Annotated in this window: 19 protein-coding genes; 1 reads left to right on the top strand and 18 read right to left on the bottom strand. The window is 39.2% G+C overall.

Annotated elements, in window-relative coordinates:
* Positions 1–70: 70 nt before the first annotated feature.
* Both spoIID and CWR45_RS04855 read right to left on the bottom strand, forming a co-directional pair.
* Entirely contained in the window at positions 71–1,255 is a 1,185-nt protein-coding gene (gene spoIID, locus CWR45_RS04860; RefSeq protein ID WP_245975337.1) for a stage II sporulation protein D, read from the bottom strand.
* Positions 1,256–1,916: 661 nt separating this feature from the next.
* Positions 1,917–2,921 carry an ABC transporter ATP-binding protein gene (locus tag CWR45_RS04855; protein ID WP_115748676.1) on the bottom strand — a complete coding sequence of 335 codons (1,005 nt, stop codon included), beginning with the start codon at positions 2,919–2,921 and terminating at the stop codon, positions 1,917–1,919.
* Between the two features lie 388 nt (positions 2,922–3,309).
* Here CWR45_RS04855 and CWR45_RS20280 point away from each other — a divergent pair, with 388 nt between their 5' ends.
* Positions 3,310–3,441, top strand: a complete 132-nt coding sequence (locus tag CWR45_RS20280; protein ID WP_281271829.1) for a hypothetical protein — start codon at positions 3,310–3,312, stop codon at positions 3,439–3,441.
* A 153-nt stretch (positions 3,442–3,594) separates the two neighbouring features.
* Here the strand turns inward: CWR45_RS20280 and CWR45_RS04845 are convergent, their stop codons facing one another.
* The 16 genes from CWR45_RS04845 to atpE all read right to left on the bottom strand — a co-directional run bounded on the left by CWR45_RS04845 (position 3,595) and on the right by atpE (position 20,130).
* Positions 3,595–4,509, bottom strand: a complete 915-nt coding sequence (locus CWR45_RS04845) for a S66 peptidase family protein (protein ID WP_115748674.1) — start codon at positions 4,507–4,509, stop codon at positions 3,595–3,597.
* Between the two features lie 84 nt (positions 4,510–4,593).
* Complete coding sequence (locus tag CWR45_RS04840) at positions 4,594–6,267, bottom strand: peptide ABC transporter substrate-binding protein (protein WP_115748673.1); 1,674 nt, start codon at positions 6,265–6,267, stop codon at positions 4,594–4,596.
* Between the two features lie 18 nt (positions 6,268–6,285).
* The gene (locus CWR45_RS04835; RefSeq protein ID WP_115748672.1) at positions 6,286–7,278 is read right to left on the bottom strand and encodes an ABC transporter ATP-binding protein; all 993 of its coding nucleotides are present in this window, start codon (positions 7,276–7,278) and stop codon (positions 6,286–6,288) included.
* An 8-nt stretch (positions 7,279–7,286) separates the two neighbouring features.
* Positions 7,287–8,225 (bottom strand): ABC transporter permease, encoded by a 939-nt coding sequence (locus CWR45_RS04830; RefSeq protein WP_170138801.1) that lies wholly within the window; start codon positions 8,223–8,225, stop codon positions 7,287–7,289.
* A gap of 18 nt (positions 8,226–8,243) precedes the next feature.
* Positions 8,244–9,176 carry an ABC transporter permease gene (locus CWR45_RS04825; RefSeq protein WP_115748670.1) on the bottom strand — a complete coding sequence of 311 codons (933 nt, stop codon included), beginning with the start codon at positions 9,174–9,176 and terminating at the stop codon, positions 8,244–8,246.
* A gap of 276 nt (positions 9,177–9,452) precedes the next feature.
* Positions 9,453–10,256 carry a serine hydrolase gene (locus CWR45_RS04820; RefSeq protein WP_115748669.1) on the bottom strand — a complete coding sequence of 268 codons (804 nt, stop codon included), beginning with the start codon at positions 10,254–10,256 and terminating at the stop codon, positions 9,453–9,455.
* A gap of 646 nt (positions 10,257–10,902) precedes the next feature.
* A complete protein-coding gene (gene murA, locus CWR45_RS04815) occupies positions 10,903–12,234 on the bottom strand; it encodes a UDP-N-acetylglucosamine 1-carboxyvinyltransferase (protein ID WP_115748668.1) in 1,332 nt (443 codons plus the stop codon).
* Between the two features lie 34 nt (positions 12,235–12,268).
* Positions 12,269–12,982, bottom strand: a complete 714-nt coding sequence (locus CWR45_RS04810) for a YwmB family TATA-box binding protein (RefSeq protein ID WP_115748667.1) — start codon at positions 12,980–12,982, stop codon at positions 12,269–12,271.
* 113 nt (positions 12,983–13,095) lie between these two features.
* A complete protein-coding gene (locus tag CWR45_RS04805) occupies positions 13,096–13,326 on the bottom strand; it encodes a DUF1146 family protein (protein ID WP_115748666.1) in 231 nt (76 codons plus the stop codon).
* Between the two features lie 403 nt (positions 13,327–13,729).
* A complete protein-coding gene (locus CWR45_RS04800) occupies positions 13,730–14,131 on the bottom strand; it encodes a F0F1 ATP synthase subunit epsilon (RefSeq protein ID WP_115748665.1) in 402 nt (133 codons plus the stop codon).
* A gap of 80 nt (positions 14,132–14,211) precedes the next feature.
* The gene (gene atpD, locus CWR45_RS04795) at positions 14,212–15,615 is read right to left on the bottom strand and encodes a F0F1 ATP synthase subunit beta (RefSeq protein WP_115748664.1); all 1,404 of its coding nucleotides are present in this window, start codon (positions 15,613–15,615) and stop codon (positions 14,212–14,214) included.
* Between the two features lie 309 nt (positions 15,616–15,924).
* Positions 15,925–16,785, bottom strand: coding sequence for an ATP synthase F1 subunit gamma (gene atpG / locus CWR45_RS04790; protein WP_115748663.1), 861 nt, complete (start codon positions 16,783–16,785; stop codon positions 15,925–15,927).
* A 377-nt stretch (positions 16,786–17,162) separates the two neighbouring features.
* Positions 17,163–18,674 (bottom strand): F0F1 ATP synthase subunit alpha, encoded by a 1,512-nt coding sequence (atpA, locus tag CWR45_RS04785; RefSeq protein WP_115748662.1) that lies wholly within the window; start codon positions 18,672–18,674, stop codon positions 17,163–17,165.
* A 21-nt stretch (positions 18,675–18,695) separates the two neighbouring features.
* The gene (locus CWR45_RS04780; protein ID WP_115748661.1) at positions 18,696–19,238 is read right to left on the bottom strand and encodes a F0F1 ATP synthase subunit delta; all 543 of its coding nucleotides are present in this window, start codon (positions 19,236–19,238) and stop codon (positions 18,696–18,698) included.
* Complete coding sequence (gene atpF / locus CWR45_RS04775; RefSeq protein WP_115748660.1) at positions 19,235–19,759, bottom strand: F0F1 ATP synthase subunit B; 525 nt, start codon at positions 19,757–19,759, stop codon at positions 19,235–19,237. Before atpF ends, CWR45_RS04780 begins: the two co-directional genes overlap by 4 nt.
* A gap of 158 nt (positions 19,760–19,917) precedes the next feature.
* Positions 19,918–20,130, bottom strand: coding sequence for a F0F1 ATP synthase subunit C (atpE, locus tag CWR45_RS04770; protein ID WP_114917911.1), 213 nt, complete (start codon positions 20,128–20,130; stop codon positions 19,918–19,920).
* Between the last annotated feature and the right edge of the window lie 25 nt (positions 20,131–20,155).

Raw genomic sequence — 20,155 nt, 5'->3', positions numbered from 1 at the left:
AATCTATAGTAGAAGGATATTTAGTCTGAATCTCTATAAATGCAGTATGGAACCAAATAAATACCCTCGTTTATTTTGAAACGAGGGTTGGTGCTGTATCTGTAACGGTATTTATTTCAACACCTTGATAGTAATATTTAATTATCTCTTGATATGTCTTACCTTCCTTTGCCATTCCATTTGCACCATATTGACTCATGCCAACTCCATGCCCATTTCCCTTTGTTGTGAAAACTAGATGATCATTATTTTGGTCTATTTTGAAGTCATTTGATCGTAATTTAAGTTTATCGCGAATTTCCCTGCCTGAAAATGTATGTCCTTCAATCGCTAGTTCTTTGACACGCCCACTTTTCGTACGCGTTATTTCTAGATTCAATGCAGCATCTTTTGGAAGTTCAATTTGCAGTGCGGCCGCGACCTCACCAATTGAAAACGTTCCTTGATCGAGGAATTTCGGTGATTCCTTATCCCAAGGGCTCTCTACACTGCGTAAATACGGGAGCTCATTTTCCCAATAATCCTCTGAATTCTCCGTAAAACCATTACTTGTAGAGAAGAATTGCGCAGTTATTGGTGCATCTTGATACGTAATAATTTCACCTTTCGTTGCATTTACCGCTTCTTTAATTTTATTCATGTTCGCTGAAAAACTGCTTCCCCATTGTTTTTGCAAATCAAGCTCATTTTTATAAACCTGATGTGTGACAGTGTCTGTAAGATCGTATTCCGATTCCTTATTTCCGTGCAGCAAGTGATTCACCGTAAAAGTTCTTGCTGCAAGGGCCTGCGCTTTCAATGCCTCGAGTTCAAATTCGACTGGCATCTCTGCTGCTATCACACCAGCAACATAGGTTTCTAATGGCAAATCTTCTATTGTTTCCGTTGCATGTCGCATTACTTCAACAGATAAAGACGACTGCTCATCTATTTCGAGTTCCTTATTTTGCTCCATATCGATACTGCTTGCCTCCTGCTTATTCTCATTTGCAAATGGTGTTACAACCAATGTTGGTATTACGAGAATTATCATCATTAAGCTGGCAAGAATGATGATTGTAGGCGCTCTCCATACCTTACTTCCCCTGTTAAAATGGATTGTGCTTCGATGCGTAAAGGGAATTATTTGCCGTTTAACCGGTTTGGCTTTATTCCGATTTATACTTGAATCCTGTTTACGTTTTTTGTGTAATTCCATGATGCGAGCGACATTTTTCTGATTTGATTTATAAGGTTTATTACTACTATTTTTCAAATTCTCCCCCCTTTACATTTGTGTAATGGTCTAATTTGCTCTACCATCCACACTATTAATCTATACAAAAAAGAGTAGAATTAGACCAAAAAAATTATATCAACATGTCCTTATTGCTTTTTATTAGGAAAGCCAAGGAGATTAATTATTTAGTTGATATAAACTGCGAACTATGAGCTACGTTGATCTCCGTTGCGGACAGTCGTGCATCCGGAGGGCAACGCGGTCTGCTCCTTCCCGAAGAAGACCACTTCCGATGGATCTTCAGCTGTTGCTATTCCTGCAGGAGAATCCTATCCTCTGCTACAATCAACGGCCATGAGAGAGGAATTGCTCTCTCGTCTTATACCATAGATAGAAAGATGAACACAATTGCACAATCCCAGCGGAGGAAATACACGAAGACTCCTCGAAAATAAAGTTCGATTTGTCTGATTGCGATGTAACGCTGCCGAAGCCTTCCTTGTCCTGCGGGAGGGAAGGCCTCGGTGAGACTCCGAAGTGCGACAGCACAAGGAGGTTCACCAGCCGCCCAAGGTGCGCGAAGTGTATTTCCGGAGCGACTGGCCAGAGAGTAATTGCTCACCTACGTTAGTTCGCAGTTTATTTAAATAGCGACAGACATTCCTGTATAAGTCTTTGATGATCGATTTAATCATGCTTATGAAATCGTCAGCTTAATCGTCGAATCTTTTCCATTGGCGGATTCTTTATATAAATGACAAGCAACAAAGTGGCTTGGTTCGGCCTCTTGCCATTTGGGCTTTTCTAGTGCACAGACATCCATCGCCATTGGACATCGAGTTCGAAATACACAGCCACTTGGAGGGTTGATTGGGCTCGGTAAGTCTCCCTTAAGAATAATACGTTCCCTGCTTTCTTCAATATCAGGGTCTGGGATTGGGATTGCAGATAGCAATGCTTTAGTATAAGGATGCAAAGCATTACCATAAAGCTGATCACTACTTGTAAGCTCTACCATATTCCCTAAATACATGACACCAATTCGATCTGAAAATTGCCTCACCATCGCTAAATCATGAGCAATAAATAAAAAGGTTAAACCTTTTTCAGCTTGGAGCCTTTTGAGCAGGTTAACAACTTGAGCCTGCACCGACACGTCTAATGCAGAAATAGGCTCATCGGCAATAATAAATTCTGGACCTAAGGCCAGTGCACGAGCGATACCAATCCGCTGCCGCTGGCCGCCACTAAATTCATGTGGATAACGATTGATATGATCTCGACTTAACCCTACTTCTTCTAAAAGCTCATAAACACGTTCTAGTTGTTCCCGCTTATTTTTAAAGACCTCATGGATTTCCATCGGTTCAGAAATAACCTCACGAATGGTCGAACGGGGATTTAACGATGCATATGGATCTTGAAAAATCATCTGCATTTTTCGATGAAAAGCAAACTTATTTCGCTCTTTTAATTCATGTACATTCTCACCTGCAAATATTACATCCCCAGCTGTTTTGTCGTACAGTCCCATAATAGTTCTGCCAATAGTTGATTTCCCACATCCGGATTCACCAACTAGTCCGAATGTTTCTCCTTTATTAATGGAGAAACTAACATCATCGACGGCTTGTAAGATTTGCCCCTTGCCAACTGAAAAGTGTTTCTTTAAGTTCTTCACTTCCAGTACCTTTTCTCCCATCTCTCTTCCCCCTCTGTCTTTTGTAGCACAGTCTTTTATTATTTTAGTGCGTATCATTTATATAAATTGTAAAGTAGGCGTAAAGTTGATTTCCGCTACGGACAGTCGCGCATCCGGAGGGCAACGCGGTCTGCTCCTTCGGAAGAAGACCATTTCCGATGGATCTTCAGCCGTTGCTTTTCCCGCAGGACAAGGAAAACTTCGGCAGCTTTACATCGCAATCAGACAAATCGTTCTTTATTTTCGAGGAGTCTTCTGTCCTCCGCTCCAATCAACAGCCATGAGAGAGGAAAATGCGGTTCTAACTAATATAGAGATATAATTTTTTTTACTAGCACATCCCCAGCGGAGAAAATACACGAAGACTCCTGCGGGAGGAAGGGCCTAGGTGAGACTTCGAAATACGCTAGCACAAGAAGGCTCACCAGCCCCCCGTAGAAAGCTTAGTGTATTTTCGGAGCGACTGGCCCAAGAGCATTTTGACATTTATGTTAGTTCACAGTTTTATATCAGTTGTTAATTATCATCCATCACTGATAAAAGAAATAATACCTAAACTTCGTAAGATAACCATATAACCGTTGATAATTCCTAGTATTATTGGGCTTAAAGATTAGGTCAAACGTTTGTTTGAACTCAATTAATCTGTTGTTCTACTCTTACTATCGATTTATTACGCTACACCAGGTTGAATAACCAGTGTCTTATCAATAGTTGATAGCTTTGCTATTGCCCCTAGTGGAACAGAGAAATGGGGCAGGCAATGCCCTATCTTGAATCCACTTATAACTGGAATTGTTAGTTCTGCAAAGTAATGAAGTAAAACCTGTCCAAGTGTCAACGAATTTGGCAATTTTGATTCTGCATCTGCAAAATCTCCGACAATGATTCCTGCTGCATCATCTAGTTTTCCTGCTAGCTTCAACTGATTGAGCATCCCGTCTATCTTATACGGTTCCTCAGCGATATCTTCTATTAATAGTAGTTTATCTTTTACATCCAGTTCAAATGGTGTGCCAATCGAACTTGAGATTAATGATAGGTTACCACCTACTAGCGGGCCTTCTGCTTCCCCGTCTGTGATAACTTGCAGGGGAGAAATTGTTTCTGAATAGGTCAAGATAGTTGGTTCAAATAACTGTTTGAATAACGTTCCTGATAATGAATCGAAATTATTTCTACTAATATCAGACAACATTGGTCCATGGAAGGTAATTAATCCTGTTTCTTGGCGAATAGCGGTATGTAAATACGTAATGTCACTATAGCCCCAAATAATTTTAGGGTTCTGCTTAATTAACTCAAAATTAAGATATGGCGTGATTCTTGCTGTTCCATAACCGCCACGCGCGCAAAATACCGCTTTGATACTCCGATCAGCAATCATTTCATGAAAGTCTATTAAGCGTTCCTCATCCGTTCCAGCTAAATAGCCATGTGTCCTGTTAAGATGCTTACCAAACTTAACTTGCAGTCCCATTGCCTCAAAAAATGAGATGGATTTGCTCGTTTTTTCTAAATCTGGTGGACCTGCTGGTGCAATCACACCAATTCTATCTCCTTTTTCTAAATGCATTGGATAGAGCATAACTAAAACCTCCACTACGAAACATTTTATAGGATGACCCATCGATTAGATGGACCACCCTATCCTAATTTTACCACTTCTCATTTATTGTTTATCAGCATATTTTAAATCAAAGTAGCCAACTGGATGACGGAGTATCCCAGATATATTATCCGCTTCCAGTACTACCGTATTATAATAACGAATCGGCATAATAATCATTTCTTCTGCAAGCAATTTTTCCGCTTCATACAAATGCTCCCAGCGCTTTTCTTCATCTTTCTCTGTTTTCCCTTTTTCAATCAATTCATCATACGCTGCATTAGACCAGCCAGTACGGTTCATATAAGAATCGGTAATGAAGCTTTCAAGAAAATTCACTGGATCATTATAGTCATTTAGAAATGAACTGCGTGAAAATTGAAGCTCAAGATTTTTCTGTGCTTCCGAGAATACATTCCATTCTTGGTTTTCTAAAGTTACATCTACTCCTAAGTTTTCACTGAACATGTTTTGCAATGTTTCTGCTATAGCTTTATTCGTGTCTGTTGTATTATATGACAGGACAATCGATGGTAATTTTTCGTATCCTTCTTCTGCCATCCCTTCCTCCAGAAGCTGCTTCGCCTGTTCAGGGTCATATGGTACAAGTTCGCCATTTACATCACGGAAATCCTCTCCTGATGGAGTAGTGAAACCTGGAGATACAAAAGCGAATGCAGGCTCTACCCCATTTTTTACTACAAATTCCGCAATGTCCTGTCGATTAGCAGCTAAGGCAAATGCCTGTCTAATTTTTTTATTTTGAAATGGCTCTTCATTAACATTAAAGCGATAGAATTCAAGTCCACCAGTATTGCCAATATAAACATTGTCTCCATCAATCAGCTGATCTGACAGTTCTGCAGGTATGGTCGCCGTATCAAGCTCACCACTTTGAAACATTTGATACTGGGTATTATTATCATTGACCATTGCGAAATGGACCTTATCCAGTTTCACTGTATTTGCATCCCAATATTCCGGGTTTTTAGCAAAGACCATTTCACTATTATGTTCCCATGATTCCAGCTTGAAAGGACCATTTGCTACGAATGACTCTGCCTCCGCATGCCATGTTGGATTTTCTTCCGCTACCTTATGGTTAATCGGAAAAAATGCTGGATTCGTCAGCAAATCCAGGAAAAATCCTGTTGGTGCTGCAAGGACAACCTCCAATGTTTTTTCGTCTACAGCGGTAATCGCAACATCATCTGCTGTTCCTTCTCCATTATTGAAGCTTTCCGCACCTTCAATGAAATAAGCTAAGAATGCTGCTGGAGATGGAGGGATTGTCGCCGGATCAAGCATAAGTTTCCATGCATAGACAAAATCTTCAGCAACAACTGGATCCCCATTTGACCAATTAGCATCTTCACGTAGATGGAAAGTATAAGTTAATCCATCCTCGGAGATATCCCAATCCTCAGCTGCCCCGGCTGCCGCTTTTGAGTCTTGATCCAAACGGGTCAATCCTTCCATCAAATTATTTAAAGGATCCCAAGAAACTGCATCAAACCCGATAGATGGGTTTAATGAAGTCGGTTCGATGGTATTATTAATGTGGAGTACCTTCTCCCCTGCTTCATCATCTGCATCTGGTCCTTCTTCCGTTTCTGTCCCTTCATCGGTTGCTGGTTCTTCTTCTTCTGGGTCTTCTCCTGCATTCTCATTTGCTGTACATGCTGCTAGTACAAGTACTGCAAAAGCCATAAGTAAAAACACGAGAAACTTTTTCATCTTTCTGCCCCCTTACTATTATTTAGCAGCAATAAGCCGCTTCGCCCGTTCATCCTGTAACCAACAATCCACCTTATGTGTGCCGGTCAACTCGGATTCTTGGGGATAAACTTTATCACACACCTCCATGGCGAATGGACATCTTGCAGTGAATGCACAGCCCTCTGGAGGCGAGAATAAATCTGGTGGGGTTCCATTTATCGGGATTAACTCACCTTTTACATCCAATCGTGGCACTGAGTGCAATAATCCCTTTGTATATGGGTGCTCTGGGCGATAAAAAATATCCCGTTTCGTACCGGTCTCTACTATTTTTCCTGCATACATGACTGCAATTCGATCGGCAATTTTTGCAACTACACCTAAATCATGGGTAATTAATATGATAGAAATCCCTGTCACCACTTGGATTTTTCCAAATAACTCCAATATTTGCGCCTGGATTGTCACATCAAGTGCTGTCGTTGGTTCGTCGGCAATCAGTAATTCCGGCTCACATATGAGGGCAATCGCAATTACTATTCGTTGACGCATCCCACCACTAAATTGATGCGGATATTGCTTCAATCTCTCTTCTGGATTCGGTATACCAACTAAGTTCATCATCTCTAGTGCCTTCTTTTTTGCCTCTTGTGCAGATATTTTGTGATGATCACGTAATCCTTCCATTAATTGGGTGCCTATTGTTAATGTTGGGTTTAATGCAGTCATCGGATCTTGGAATATCATTGAAATATCTACTCCACGAATCGAACGCATCTTTTTCTCACTGAATTTGGTTAAATCCTTCCCTTTAAAATGGATTTTTCCTTTCGTAATTTTTCCAGGTGGGTCGGGAATCAAACGCATAATCGCATTTGATGTGACACTTTTCCCACAGCCAGATTCACCAACAATTGCCAAGGTTTCTCCTTTATTTAAATAAAAGTCTACTCCCCTTACAGCTTTTACCGTTCCACCATAGGTAGAAAATGTAACGTGTAAGTTTTCTACTTCGAGAATTTTTTCCAATTTGACACCTACTTCCTAAGCTTGGGATCAAGTGCATCTTGAAGTCCATCACCTAATACGTTAAATGCAAACATTGTAAACGAAATAAAAAATGCCGGGAAAAATAATGTCCACCAATACCCCGATGTAATGGCACCCAATGCATCGTTTGCCATTACACCCCAGCTTGCAAATGGAGCCTGAATTCCCAGACCAATAAAGCTTAAGAAAGCTTCCGCAAAGATTGCTGTTGGTACAGATAATGTCATTTGCACGATTATCGGTCCCATCGTATTGGGCAATAAGTTTTTCCGAATAATTCGTGAATCCTTTGCACCAAATGATTTCGAGGCAAGTACATATTCATAATTCTTAATTTGCATTACTTGCCCCCTGACAATTCTGGCCATCCCAACCCAGCCGGTAATGGTGAGTGCGATAATAATCGTGAGCAGGCTTGGACCAAGAACGACAAGCAATAGAATCGTAACAAGTAAGCTTGGGATTCCGTATAAGATTTCAATAACCCGCATCATTACCGTATCGGTTCGCCCACCTTTATATCCGGAAATCCCACCCCAAATAATGCCAATCGTTACATCAATTAGTGCTGCAACTAAACCGACAAATAATGAAATTCTTGCGCCATACCATGTTCTTGTGAAAACATCTCTTCCAGCATTATCCGTTCCAAACCAATGCTCTATGGACGGTGACTGATACTGTTCTGGTAAGTTCTGTACATTCACTGCATATGGAGAAACAATTGGTCCAATAGTAGCCATAATTGCGAGCAAAATGAGAAAGACTAATCCCAACATTGCCATCTTATTCTTTACAAGCCTTCTCCATGCATCTTGCCAGTAAGAAAGGGACGGCCGTGAAACACTCTCAGCTGTATCGGTATCTTTTATTTTATTTGTAAACCATTCATCTGGTATTTCAGTTGGAGAGTGAGTAGAATTCATTTCCTCTGCAGTTTTCAATTACTCCCCTCCTCGTTTATGGACTTTTATCCTTGGATCGAGAATCCCATAAGCAATATCAACGAGAAATAGCATAAAAATGAGAAAGGCACTATAGAAAACGGTCGTCCCCATTATCACGGGATAATCCCGTTGATTTATACTTTCAACAAAATATTTTCCCATTCCTGGAATCGCAAAAATCTTCTCAATTACAAAAGTTCCAGTTAATATACCTGCAAGAAGAGTTCCCATAATCGTTACAATTGGCATTAACGCATTCCTGAGTGCATGCTTAATAATAATTTTCCATGGCGATAATCCCTTGGCCCTTGCCATTTTTATGTAGTCCTGTGTCAAAACTTCAAGCATGGTCGATCTCGTAAGCCTCGCAATGATTGCCATAGGCCCTGTAGCTAACGCTAAAATGGGTAAAATCATATGTGCTGGGCTTGACCATGTCGCAACAGGCAATAAATCCCAGTCTACAGCTACTTTCTGAATAAGTAATGTTGCCAAAATAAAGTTTGGAACAGAAATGCCTAAAACTGCTAGTCCCATTGCTACATAATCAATAACGCCATTATGTCGTAATGCAGCAAAGATACCGAGAGTTATCCCAGAAATGACTGCTACAGCTATGGTAAGAATCCCAAGTTCGAATGAAATAGGAAATCCCCTTCCTAACAAATCATTTACCGTCTGATCGGGTTGTTTAATCGAGGGACCCAGTTCGAGGGTGACGATTGATTTTAAATAGAGTAAGTACTGAATATAGTATGGCTCATCAAGGTGATAATGCTTTTCTAAATTCGCTTGTACGGTTGCATTGGAAGATCCCTCACTATTAAATGGTGAGCCAGGAATACTAATCATTAAAACGAAAGTAACAGTAATGATAATCCATAAAGTTGCAATCATAATGAGTAATCTCTTTAAAATGTAGCGAAGCAAAACACCCACCCCCACAGCATTTTATGATAACGTTTTCATATTTCAGGAATATAAATCTAACTTACAGTCTATTACTATAATTATTAATTTTCTTTTAATTTTAGCATATAATTGACAAATTGCAATATTTTTATAATTTTCTGGTATGATAGGTAATGGGTGGTTTGTTAGCGAATATATATGCTGAAGCGAGGGCTTAGGCATCGTTCAATGGGCAGTTTAAAGCTCTCAAACGGCACATATCAAATATATTAATATAGCGACACTCCTGTGCATTTATCTCTTCAAATAATGATAAATCTCTAATCCTACTTTTGCAATTGCATCTTTTGAGTGATTATCATCAAGACCCTTTGATAGAACAGTAGTGACCATTACTCGATCTCCTACATAAAAAATGCCGATATCATGGCGCATACCCGAAACGAATCCTGTTTTATTTGCTAGCTGCCATTCTGGTATATTTCCAATAATAGTAGAATCCGCTTGTCGTAATTTAGCTGGTAAGCAGTCTGTAAGCTGCTGTTTTTTCATAATTGCTAACATCCGTTCACAAGCATGCCTGGATATGATTTTACCGGTTGCAATTTTCTTTAACATCATCGTTACTTCTTGTGCTGTGATTTCATTATAACCTTGTAGTGTTGCTGGTACGGTCATAAGTTTATTATAAAATTTACTCTTCTGCATGCCAATATCCTTCATTGTCTGTTGAATATTTTTCTTTTCTATTAGATTAATTAACATATTGGTTGCAGTATTATCACTTTGTATAATCATTAATGTGATAAGGTCATTTATCGTTAGTTTTATTCCTGGCGACAAATGCTGGAGTACTCCTGATCCACCGACCATTTCCTCTACTTTAAGCTCAAGTGTATCGCTCAAGTAAAGCTTTTCTTTTTCATAAGCAGTAAACACAGCAATCATAATTGGTATTTTAATAATACTTACTGCATAGAATAATTCTTCTTCATTTAAACTCCAGCTATTATTCGTGTCTAATTCTTCAATTGAAATGCCCCATTTCCCCCCTGCTTGTTCAATAATTCGTTCTATACTTTGACTAAGTTGTTCCATAAAATCTCCCACTTTTTTAGTTACTAATTAGATTAAATACAGTCTCAAGTGGTCTCTATTTAACTTTCTCACTAATGTAGCATAGTTCATCACTAATTGAAAAGTGAGACTATAATTTAGAACGTTATGCTTCCTTATTTTAAAGACTGTTCTCTTTGTTTTTTAGTGATAAACAGTTGATATAAAGTGCGACGTAATGATAATTTTGATTTCAGATCTAGACAGTAGTCGCTGTTCATACCTGAGTTTCCATTCTTTCACCTCAATCAACGTCGACTGTCAGTAGTAAGTTTTTCTTTTATTTGTGTTACATAAAACCCCAGCGGAAGAAATACACGGAGACTCCTCGAAAATAAAGAACCATTTTCTTCGTGCGATGTAACGCTGTCGAAGCTTTCCTTGTCCTGCGGGAAGAAGAGCCTGGGTGAGACTTCGAAGTGCACAAGCACAAGATGGCTCACCAGCTCCCCTTAGGTGCGCGTAGTGTATTTCTGGAGCGATTGGCCCGACAGCCCATAGCACATTAAACTAGTCCGTAGTTTATATAACAAGCAGCTAACTGTTGAAAGAGCCATTATTAAAGACAACAAAAAAACAGATAACTATCGCCATCTGCCTTTTTGTTTCATATTATATGTTGGTAAATTTAAAATAATTTCGATGCTAGTTCTTCTTTATCCTGTGCAACTGGTTCAGTAATATCGTCTGTTTCATTTACACGTTCGATATCTGCGCCCAGAGCGGCAAGCTTGCCAGCTAAATTAACATAGCCGCGATCAAGATGCTTCAACTCTGTAACACGTGTCACTCCATCAGCGGCTAAACCTGCCAAGATAAGTGCTGCTGCTGCACGTAAATCCGTTGCTGCAACTTCTGCTCCTTGTAAATCAGAAGCTCCTTCGATGATGACGCTACGGCCTTCAATTTTCATTTGAGCATTCATTCTTCTAAATTCTTCTACATGCATGAATCTGTTCTCGAACACTGTCTCTGTAAGCACACTTGTGCCCTCGGCCCGCAACATTAATGCCATTAATTGTGATTGCATATCTGTAGGGAATCCAGGGTATGGCAATGTCTTAATGTCTGTAGATTTTAACTCTCCTGATTCTGGTCCAATAACACGAACTCCATTACCTTCTTCTTTTACCGTTACATTCATCTCTTCTAATTTTGAAATAACTGAACGAAGATGCTCAGTAACAGCATTCTCAATCAAGACATTACCGCCTGTAATTGCCGCTGCAACCATAAATGTTCCAGCCTCTACACGATCTGGAATGATACTATGCTCTGCACCACGAAGTTTATCTACACCTTCTATACGAATTGTTTCCGTACCAGCACCAATAATATTCGCTCCCATTTGGTTTAAATAGTTTGCAAGATCAACGATTTCAGGCTCTTTTGCTCCATTTTCGATAATCGTTTTTCCTTCTGCTAATGCTGCAGCCATCATAATATTTTCCGTTGCACCTACGCTTGGCATATCAAGATAAATTTTTGCACCTTTAAGGCGCCCGTTTACTTTTGCTTCCACGAAGCCATTTCCAACGTGGATTTCAGCTCCCATTGCTTCAAAGCCTTTTAAGTGCAAATCAATTGGACGTGATCCAATTGCACATCCACCTGGCATTGCAACATTTGCATGTCCATACCGGGCCAAAAGTGGTCCCATAACCAACACGGATGCACGCATTTTACGTACAAATTCGAATGGAGCTTCTGTTTTTAATTCATTACTTGCATCAATTACTACTGTATTGTTTTCAGCGTTAAACACAACTTCGGCATTCATATTTCTAATTACTTCGTTAATTGTGTAGACGTCTGCTAGGACAGGGACATCTGTGATTACGCTCTTCCCTTCACTTGCGAGCAAGCTTGCAGCTAATACTGGTAACACTGCATTCTTTGCACCCTCTACCTTAACGGTGCCATTTAATTGGTGTCCGCCTCTTACGATGATTTTTTCCATGTTTCAAATCTCCTTCAGATCCAATTTCACTATATTAATATTCATGTATTAGGATAGGTGTTCCGATTATATACTCAGTATTCCCTTTTTCGTCTTCTGTAATAGCGACTTGTACATTTTGTGCAATATTATTTATGATAATTCTATTACCCCATAATGGTGTATACCCATATATGAATTTTTTAATGACATTGTTTTTATTTTCTATATTATCGAATTGTGTTTCTACTTCTTGAAGATTAAAATAGTTGATAATTTCTTCTTCAAATGTACCATCTTCTATTATATCATCTTGATTGATTTTGAGCCATGAGAACATACTTTCATTTTCAGAAAAATAGTGTCTTTTTAATGAATCTATTGTTTCCTGATATATTCCCTCTACAAACTCATCCCAAAAATAGCCATCAAGGATTACGACCAATTCTGGGTGGCTTAGGTTATCTTTAGGTAAGAGAACTCGGTAGGATACAATAAATGTATTCTCTATTCGAGTGGCCTCAGTTTGATATTGTATAATATTTTCATCTTCGCTCATAGTGACTTTATAACTATTTTCGAGTTCACGAACGATATTCATTGCAGTATGCTTTTCTAGCTGCTCTTTTATAATGACTTGCCATTCATCAATAGTCAACTTATTATTTGTGGCAAAATTTGTTAGATCGATTAATTCATCTGTTGCAGGTTTTGCCATCGTATTGGCTGGAAACAATAAAATTAGAACAATAAAAAGTATTCTCCACATGATTAGTTCCCCCTATTTACTATGTATTTATAGTATGAACAGAGAAAACTATTAATATACTAAACAACTCTCAATAAGAATTCAGGCCACTTGAGAGATTAATAGAACATTGTTTAAAACAGAAATACTAATTGTCCTGACCATTGTAAAATATCTAGGAAAAATTTACTTACACCCGTTCCAATTACAATTGAAAGAAACAACAAAAAGATTCTCCCCTCTGTTGTATGTCCTTTTCTAATAATTGGATCGAAATTCATGACGATTACTAAACGCCAAGTAATATAGATAAATATTAGGTGTGAGAATATGCTCATCAATGCTGTTTGCCCAATAGAAAACATGCGTACCACCCTAAAATAATTATTTAATATAATATTTGTCATGCACTGACACACAAGTTAATTCTGCCAAGTTTTCTAAAGAAAAATGTAGATTGTATAACTCATTTCCCGGGGAATATCGACATTGTCATTGGGGAATGTTGGATGATGTAATTTGTTAAGAGTGAATCCAATCACAAAGTTCTACTTTGTACTTTATTGTCATGATACGTTTTTCTTAACAAATATGCTTGATGTTTTTTACTTAACAAAAGCGTTACAACTAGCTGTTGCAACGCTTTTGTTTCTGTAAAATCAGTTGTTTAGAAAACTTGGAAATCACCAAGTCGTAGATGCACTTTTTGTTAAGGAAGTGATTTAGTCTTTCTTAACTAAAAATCAATCCTTTTGAATAACGGTAGCTCTACTTGTCTCCGCTAACTTCTAATCGATTAATTGCTCGTTTGAGTGCTAGTTCAGCCCGTACGTAGTCAACATTGTCCTGTTTAGACTGTAAACGGCGTTCTGCACGTGCTTTTGCTTCCTGTGCACGCGCGACATCTATTGAAGCTGGTTTTTCCGCAGATTGTGCAAGGATTGTTACCTTATTCGCACTAACCTCCATTATTCCACCACTAACTGCAATGTGTCTTTCTTCACCATTGCGCTTCAAACGAACCGCAGAGATAGAAAGTGGAGCGACTAAGGGAATATGATCAGGTAAAATACCAATTTCGCCATTTTCTGCTTTACAGACTACCATTTCAAAATCGTCTTCCAAAACTGGACCACTAGGAGTAACAACACTCACTGTTAGAGTTTTCAGGTGTAACCCCTCCTATGAGACTCCCGAAAAAACGAGGCATGATCTTTTTAATCGATGCACTCATTTCCTCGATATGCCTTTTATTCCATACCTTTTGCTTTTTCGATTACTTCTTCAATGCGTCCTACTAAACGGAATGCGTCCTCTGGAAGGTCATCATACTTACCTTCTAGAATTTCTTTAAATCCTTGTACAGTTTCTTGTACCGGTACATATGAACCCTTTTGTCCAGTAAACTGTTCAGCAACGTGGAAGTTTTGTGATAGGAAGAATTGAATTCGGCGAGCACGAGCTACAACAAGCTTGTCTTCATCTCCTAATTCATCCATACCTAAGATAGCGATAATATCTTGTAATTCACGGTAACGTTGAAGTGTTTGTTGTACTTCTGTAGCTACACGATAATGTTCCTCACCAACAATTTCCGGATCAAGTGCACGTGAAGTAGATGCTAGTGGATCCACGGCAGGATAAATACCTTGCTCTGAAAGCTTACGATCCAAGTTTGTTGTTGCATCTAAGTGTGCGAAAGTTGTCGCTGGTGCCGGGTCAGTATAGTCATCTGCAGGTACATAAATTGCTTGAATAGATGTTACTGAACCTTTGTCAGTTGATGTAATTCGCTCTTGTAATTGTCCCATTTCCGTAGCAAGTGTTGGCTGGTAACCAACCGCAGATGGCATACGACCTAGTAATGCGGACACCTCTGAACCTGCTTGTGTAAAGCGGAAGATGTTATCGATAAAGAGTAGTACGTCTTGTCCTTGTTCATCACGGAAGTATTCTGCCATTGTAAGACCTGTTAATGCAACACGCATACGTGCGCCAGGTGGCTCATTCATCTGACCGAATACCATCGCTGTTTTTGTAATTACTCCAGAGTCCTTCATTTCATAATAAAGGTCATTTCCCTCACGTGTTCGCTCACCTACACCAGCAAACACCGAGATACCACCATGCTCTTGAGCAATATTATTAATTAATTCTTGGATTAGTACGGTTTTACCAACACCTGCACCACCAAATAAACCGATTTTACCACCTTTAATATATGGTGCTAATAAATCAACAACTTTAATCCCTGTTTCAAGAATTTCCGTATTTGTTGATAGATTTTCGAATTTTGGTGCTTCACGGTGAATTGGATCTAGACGTACTCCTTCAGGAAGTGGTGCATCTAGGTCAATTTTTTCACCTAAAACGTTAAATACTCGCCCTAATGTCACGTCCCCAACTGGAACGGAGATTGGTCTGCCTAAGTTCTCTACAACTGCACCACGCTTTAGACCATCCGTAGATGACATGGCGATTGTACGAACATTTCCATCGCCTAAATGTAATGCTACTTCTAAAGTAAGTTGTGAACTTGCTGTTTCTGTTTCAATTTGTACGGTTAGCGCATTATAAATTTCTGGCAAAAAGTTATCGTCAAATCGAACGTCAACTACAGGTCCCATTACTTGTGTTACATGTCCCTTACTCATCGATTTCCCTCCTAGCTCTAATCTTTATGAAGATAAGAAAGTGTAAAAAACGCCTATACTCTTCCTAATGATAGGAAAACCACGTCCAGCTCCAGCTTTAACGCTGTAGCAAGACTCCCCTCACCTCCGAATGATAAATTAACATTGATTGGCTTTTGCTCCCAAAAAGTTTTCTTTATCTAAAGGGTCTAAGAAGAAGTTCGACTAATGTCATAACCTCGTGTTGCAATGTCGGCCACTACATCGTGTACGATGTAAGTCCATACGTCGCTAAACAGGCGCTTACACTATTGTTCTTGGCGGTAGATGCTATTCAAGCGCAGCTACTCCACCACTTATTTCTGTTATTTCCTGTGTAATTGCAGCTTGACGTGCACGGTTATAGGTCAATGATAAGTCGTCGATAAGTTCTCCCGCATTATCAGTTGCACTACGCATCGCCGTCATACTTGCTGCATGTTCACTTGCCTTACCATCCAATAATGCACCGAAGATTAGACTTTCTGCATACTGTGGTAATAATACTTGCAAAATTTCATCACGACTTGGTTCAAATTCATAATCACTTGTCATACTACCATGTTCATGCAAGTTCTCAATTGGCAACAATTTCTTCATTGTTGGTAGTTGGGAAATCGCACTTATGTAATGATTATAGACAATGTTAAGCTCATCGATTTCTTCATCGATAAACATTTGTACCGTTTCTTGTGCAATGTCTTTAATATCAGCAAATACTGGTTGATCAGCTATACCTAAAATACTTTTAGATACAGGTAACTCCCGCTTTTTACAGTACTCAAATCCTTTTCGGCCCATCACTATGATCGTATATTCATCCTTAGACTGATGGCGTTCCAAAATCGCTTGATTCAATTTCTTTAAAATATGGCTATTATATCCGCCGACTAATCCTTTATCAGAAGTGATAACAAGATATCCTGTCTTTTTAACTTCGCGCTTTCTCAACATAGGGTGAGATACGTCAGTACTAGAATTAGCAATATTCGCGACAACTTCCTGGATTTTTTCACTATATGGCACATAGCCTTTAGCATTCCGTTCGGCCTTACTCATTTTTGATGCAGATACAAGTTCCATTGCCCCCGTAATTTGCTTCGTTTTTTTCGTTGAGTCGATTCGCGTTTTAATATCTCTTAGTGATGCCAAGCTTTTTCACCACACTTTCTATTAGTATAGGAAAGTATATAATTTTCTCCATTTAATTCCTATGACAGGATAGGCCACGTCCAGCTCCAGCGCCCAGCGACTAGCGAGACTTCCCTCACCTTCGTACGATAAGTCAACATCGACTTCCTACGGTCGCCGTGTTTCCTTTATCTCCTACGGCTCAGTCCAGTCCGTACGTCGCAAAACGTGCGCTTGCGCTATTGTTCTAGGTTAGAGGTCAGAAATGGGGAATTTCCGCAATGATCAAATCACTTACGTTCCATTATTCTACCCTTTTCTGATTTCCTCTTTGTCCTTTATGTCCATCTATTTACTGAAGGCAACTCCCCAGAATTTCGGGTGCCTACAATTTTGAATTAATTGCTTGTTGGTAAAAATGTATGTTTAAATGATTCGATTGCATCCTTCATATCGCTATCCTCAGGTAATTTCCCTGTATCGCGGATAGATGCCAATAATTCTGGGCGATTTGAATCTAACCATGTATTCATTTCGCTTTCGAAACGTAGGATATCTTCTACAGCAATATCGTCTAGGAATCCTTTTGTTAATGCGTAAATGATCATAACTTGTTTTTCAACAACTAATGGTTTATGCAATCCTTGTTTTAAAACTTCTACCGTACGTTCACCACGGTTTAACTTTGCTTGCGTTGCTTTATCAAGGTCAGAACCAAATTGTGAGAATGACTCTAGTTCACGATAAGAAGCTAGGTCAAGACGTAATGTACCTGCAACCTTCTTCATCGCTTTAATTTGTGCCGATCCACCTACACGTGAAACGGAAAGTCCTGCGTTAATTGCTGGACGTACACCTGAGAAGAATAAATCAGATTGCAAGAAAATTTGTCCATCTGTAATTGAAATTACGTTCGTTGGAATATATGCTGCAATGTCGCCTGCTTGTGTTTCAACGAATGGCAATGCAGTTAATGAACCACCGCCCAATGCATCACTCAATTTAGCTGCACGTTCCAATAAACGTGAATGTAAGTAGAATACATCCCCTGGGAATGCTTCACGACCTGGAGGACGACGTAATAGTAAAGAAAGTTCGCGGTATGCAGTTGCTTGTTTTGATAAGTCATCATATACAACAAGAACATGCTTGCCGTTATACATGAATTCCTCACCCATCGCCACACCTGCGTATGGAGCAAGGTATAATAATGGTGCAGGATCTGAAGCACCAGCAGTTACAACGATTGTATAATCCAATGCGCCGTATCTACGTAATGTCTCAACTGTTCCTCTTACTGTTGATTCCTTTTGACCGATTGCTACATAAATACAAATCATGTCCTGATCTTTTTGGTTAATGATTGTATCCACAGCAACCGTTGTTTTACCTGTTTGACGGTCACCAATGATAAGCTCACGTTGCCCTCTACCAATTGGTACTAGAGCGTCAATTGCTTTAATCCCTGTTTGTAATGGCTCATCAACAGATTTACGGTCCATTACACCAGGTGCTTGTGCTTCGATTGGGCGTGATTTTGTAGTTTCAATTGGTCCTCTGCCATCGATTGGTTGTCCAAGTGGGTTTACAACACGTCCTAGAAGCTCCTCACCAACAGGTACTTGCATGATTCGTCCAGTACGACGAACTTCATCGCCTTCTCTAATTTCAGTGTATGGTCCTAAAATTACGATACCAACGTTATTTTCTTCAAGGTTTTGTGCAAGACCCATTACACCATTGGAGAATTCTAATAGTTCACCAGCCATTGCATTATCAAGGCCATGTGCACGTGCAATACCATCCCCAACAGTTATAACTGTCCCAACATCACTTACTTCTATATCTGAATCATAGGATTCAATTTGCTTTTTTATAAGTGTACTGATTTCTTCAGCATTAATGCTCATACCATTTCACCCCTTACATCATTAGTTCGCAGTCATTAGCTTTCGTTCGATGTTTTTTAATTTCCCACTAATGGTTCCATCATAAATCGTATTACCCACACGAATTTTAATGCCGCCTATTAATGATGAATCAATTTTATTATCAAACGTAACTGCTGTTTTATTTAGTCGTTTTGCGAAAGATAACTCTAATTCACGCTTTTCATTTTCGGATAATGCTCTTGTCGAGTACACCGTTGCTTCAACTATTCCTTTTGCATTGTTTACCAATTGTATAAATTGATCAATTATAGCTGGAATAATCACTGTACGATGACGATCTATAAGTAATTTCAATGTATTAACGACATCTTTCTGCAGGTTCGTAAAAGATCCAGCAATAAGCTCTTTCTTCTTCTCACTGCTAACTGCAGGATGCAACAGAAATAAATTCAATTCCTTATTATCTTGAAATACGTCACGAACCGTTGTGAATTCTGTTACAAGCTCGTCCAAGTTATTCTTTTCGATACCAAGTTGAAAAAGTGCTTCTGCATAACGTTTTGCAACAACAGTTTCACTCATCGCTCTTCTCCTACCTCTTTAATATACTCATTGATTAAGTTTTCTTGATCCTCAGCAGTAATTTCTTTTTCAATTACTTTACTTGCAATCAATACAGATAATGAGGCAACCTGAGCTTGTAGTGCTTGAATTGCTTGCTCTTTTTCGTTTTGAATATCTTTTTGTGCTTGTTCCTTGATACGTCCAGCTTCAAGACGTGCAGCTTCAATAATATCTTGTTCCTGCTTAAGGCCTGCGTTTTTCGCATCTTCAATCATTTTTTGCGCTTCTTGTCTTACTTGATTTAACTGTTCTGCTGCTTGTTTTGAAGCGGCTTCAGCTTCCAAACGGCTCTTCTCAGCAGATTCTATTTCACTTGCGACATATTCCTCACGTTTTTGCATCGTGTTCATGAGGGGACCCCAAGCGAATTTCTTTAACAACGCTAGTAATATAAGGAAGAAGAATAATTGAGCTGCCATATCTCCAAATCTAAATCCTCCAACTGCGCCAAGTGTTAAAAAGTCAACGTATGAATGCACAGACTCCACTCCTTTCATAGGTACTCATGTTCAACTGTTATGTCATGTCAGTCATTAATTACAAGATGTAGTTCTACACGCATTACATGTTTACATAAAGCAATGGCGAAGATTCGCCTAAGATGAACCTCGCCACTTTATTTTTTACTGTTCTTGTTTTATTGGAATACAACCATAAATGCGATAACTGCTGCGATAATTGGAATCGCCTCTACTAGTGCTACCCCAATAAACATTGTTGTTTGAAGTGAACCTTTCAATTCTGGTTGACGTGCTATACCTTCCACTGTTTTACTAACGATCATCCCGTTACCTAGACCTGCACCTAATGCTGCTAGTCCAATTGCGATTGCTGCTGCTAAAGCTCCCATTTAATAATTCCTCCTTTTATTGTTA

The organism is Oceanobacillus chungangensis (assembly GCF_003369565.1).
GTDB lineage: Bacteria > Bacillota > Bacilli > Bacillales > Amphibacillaceae > Oceanobacillus > Oceanobacillus chungangensis.
The sequence above is the reverse complement of the archived record's forward strand: the minus strand, read 5'-3'. Positions and strand labels throughout refer to the sequence as shown.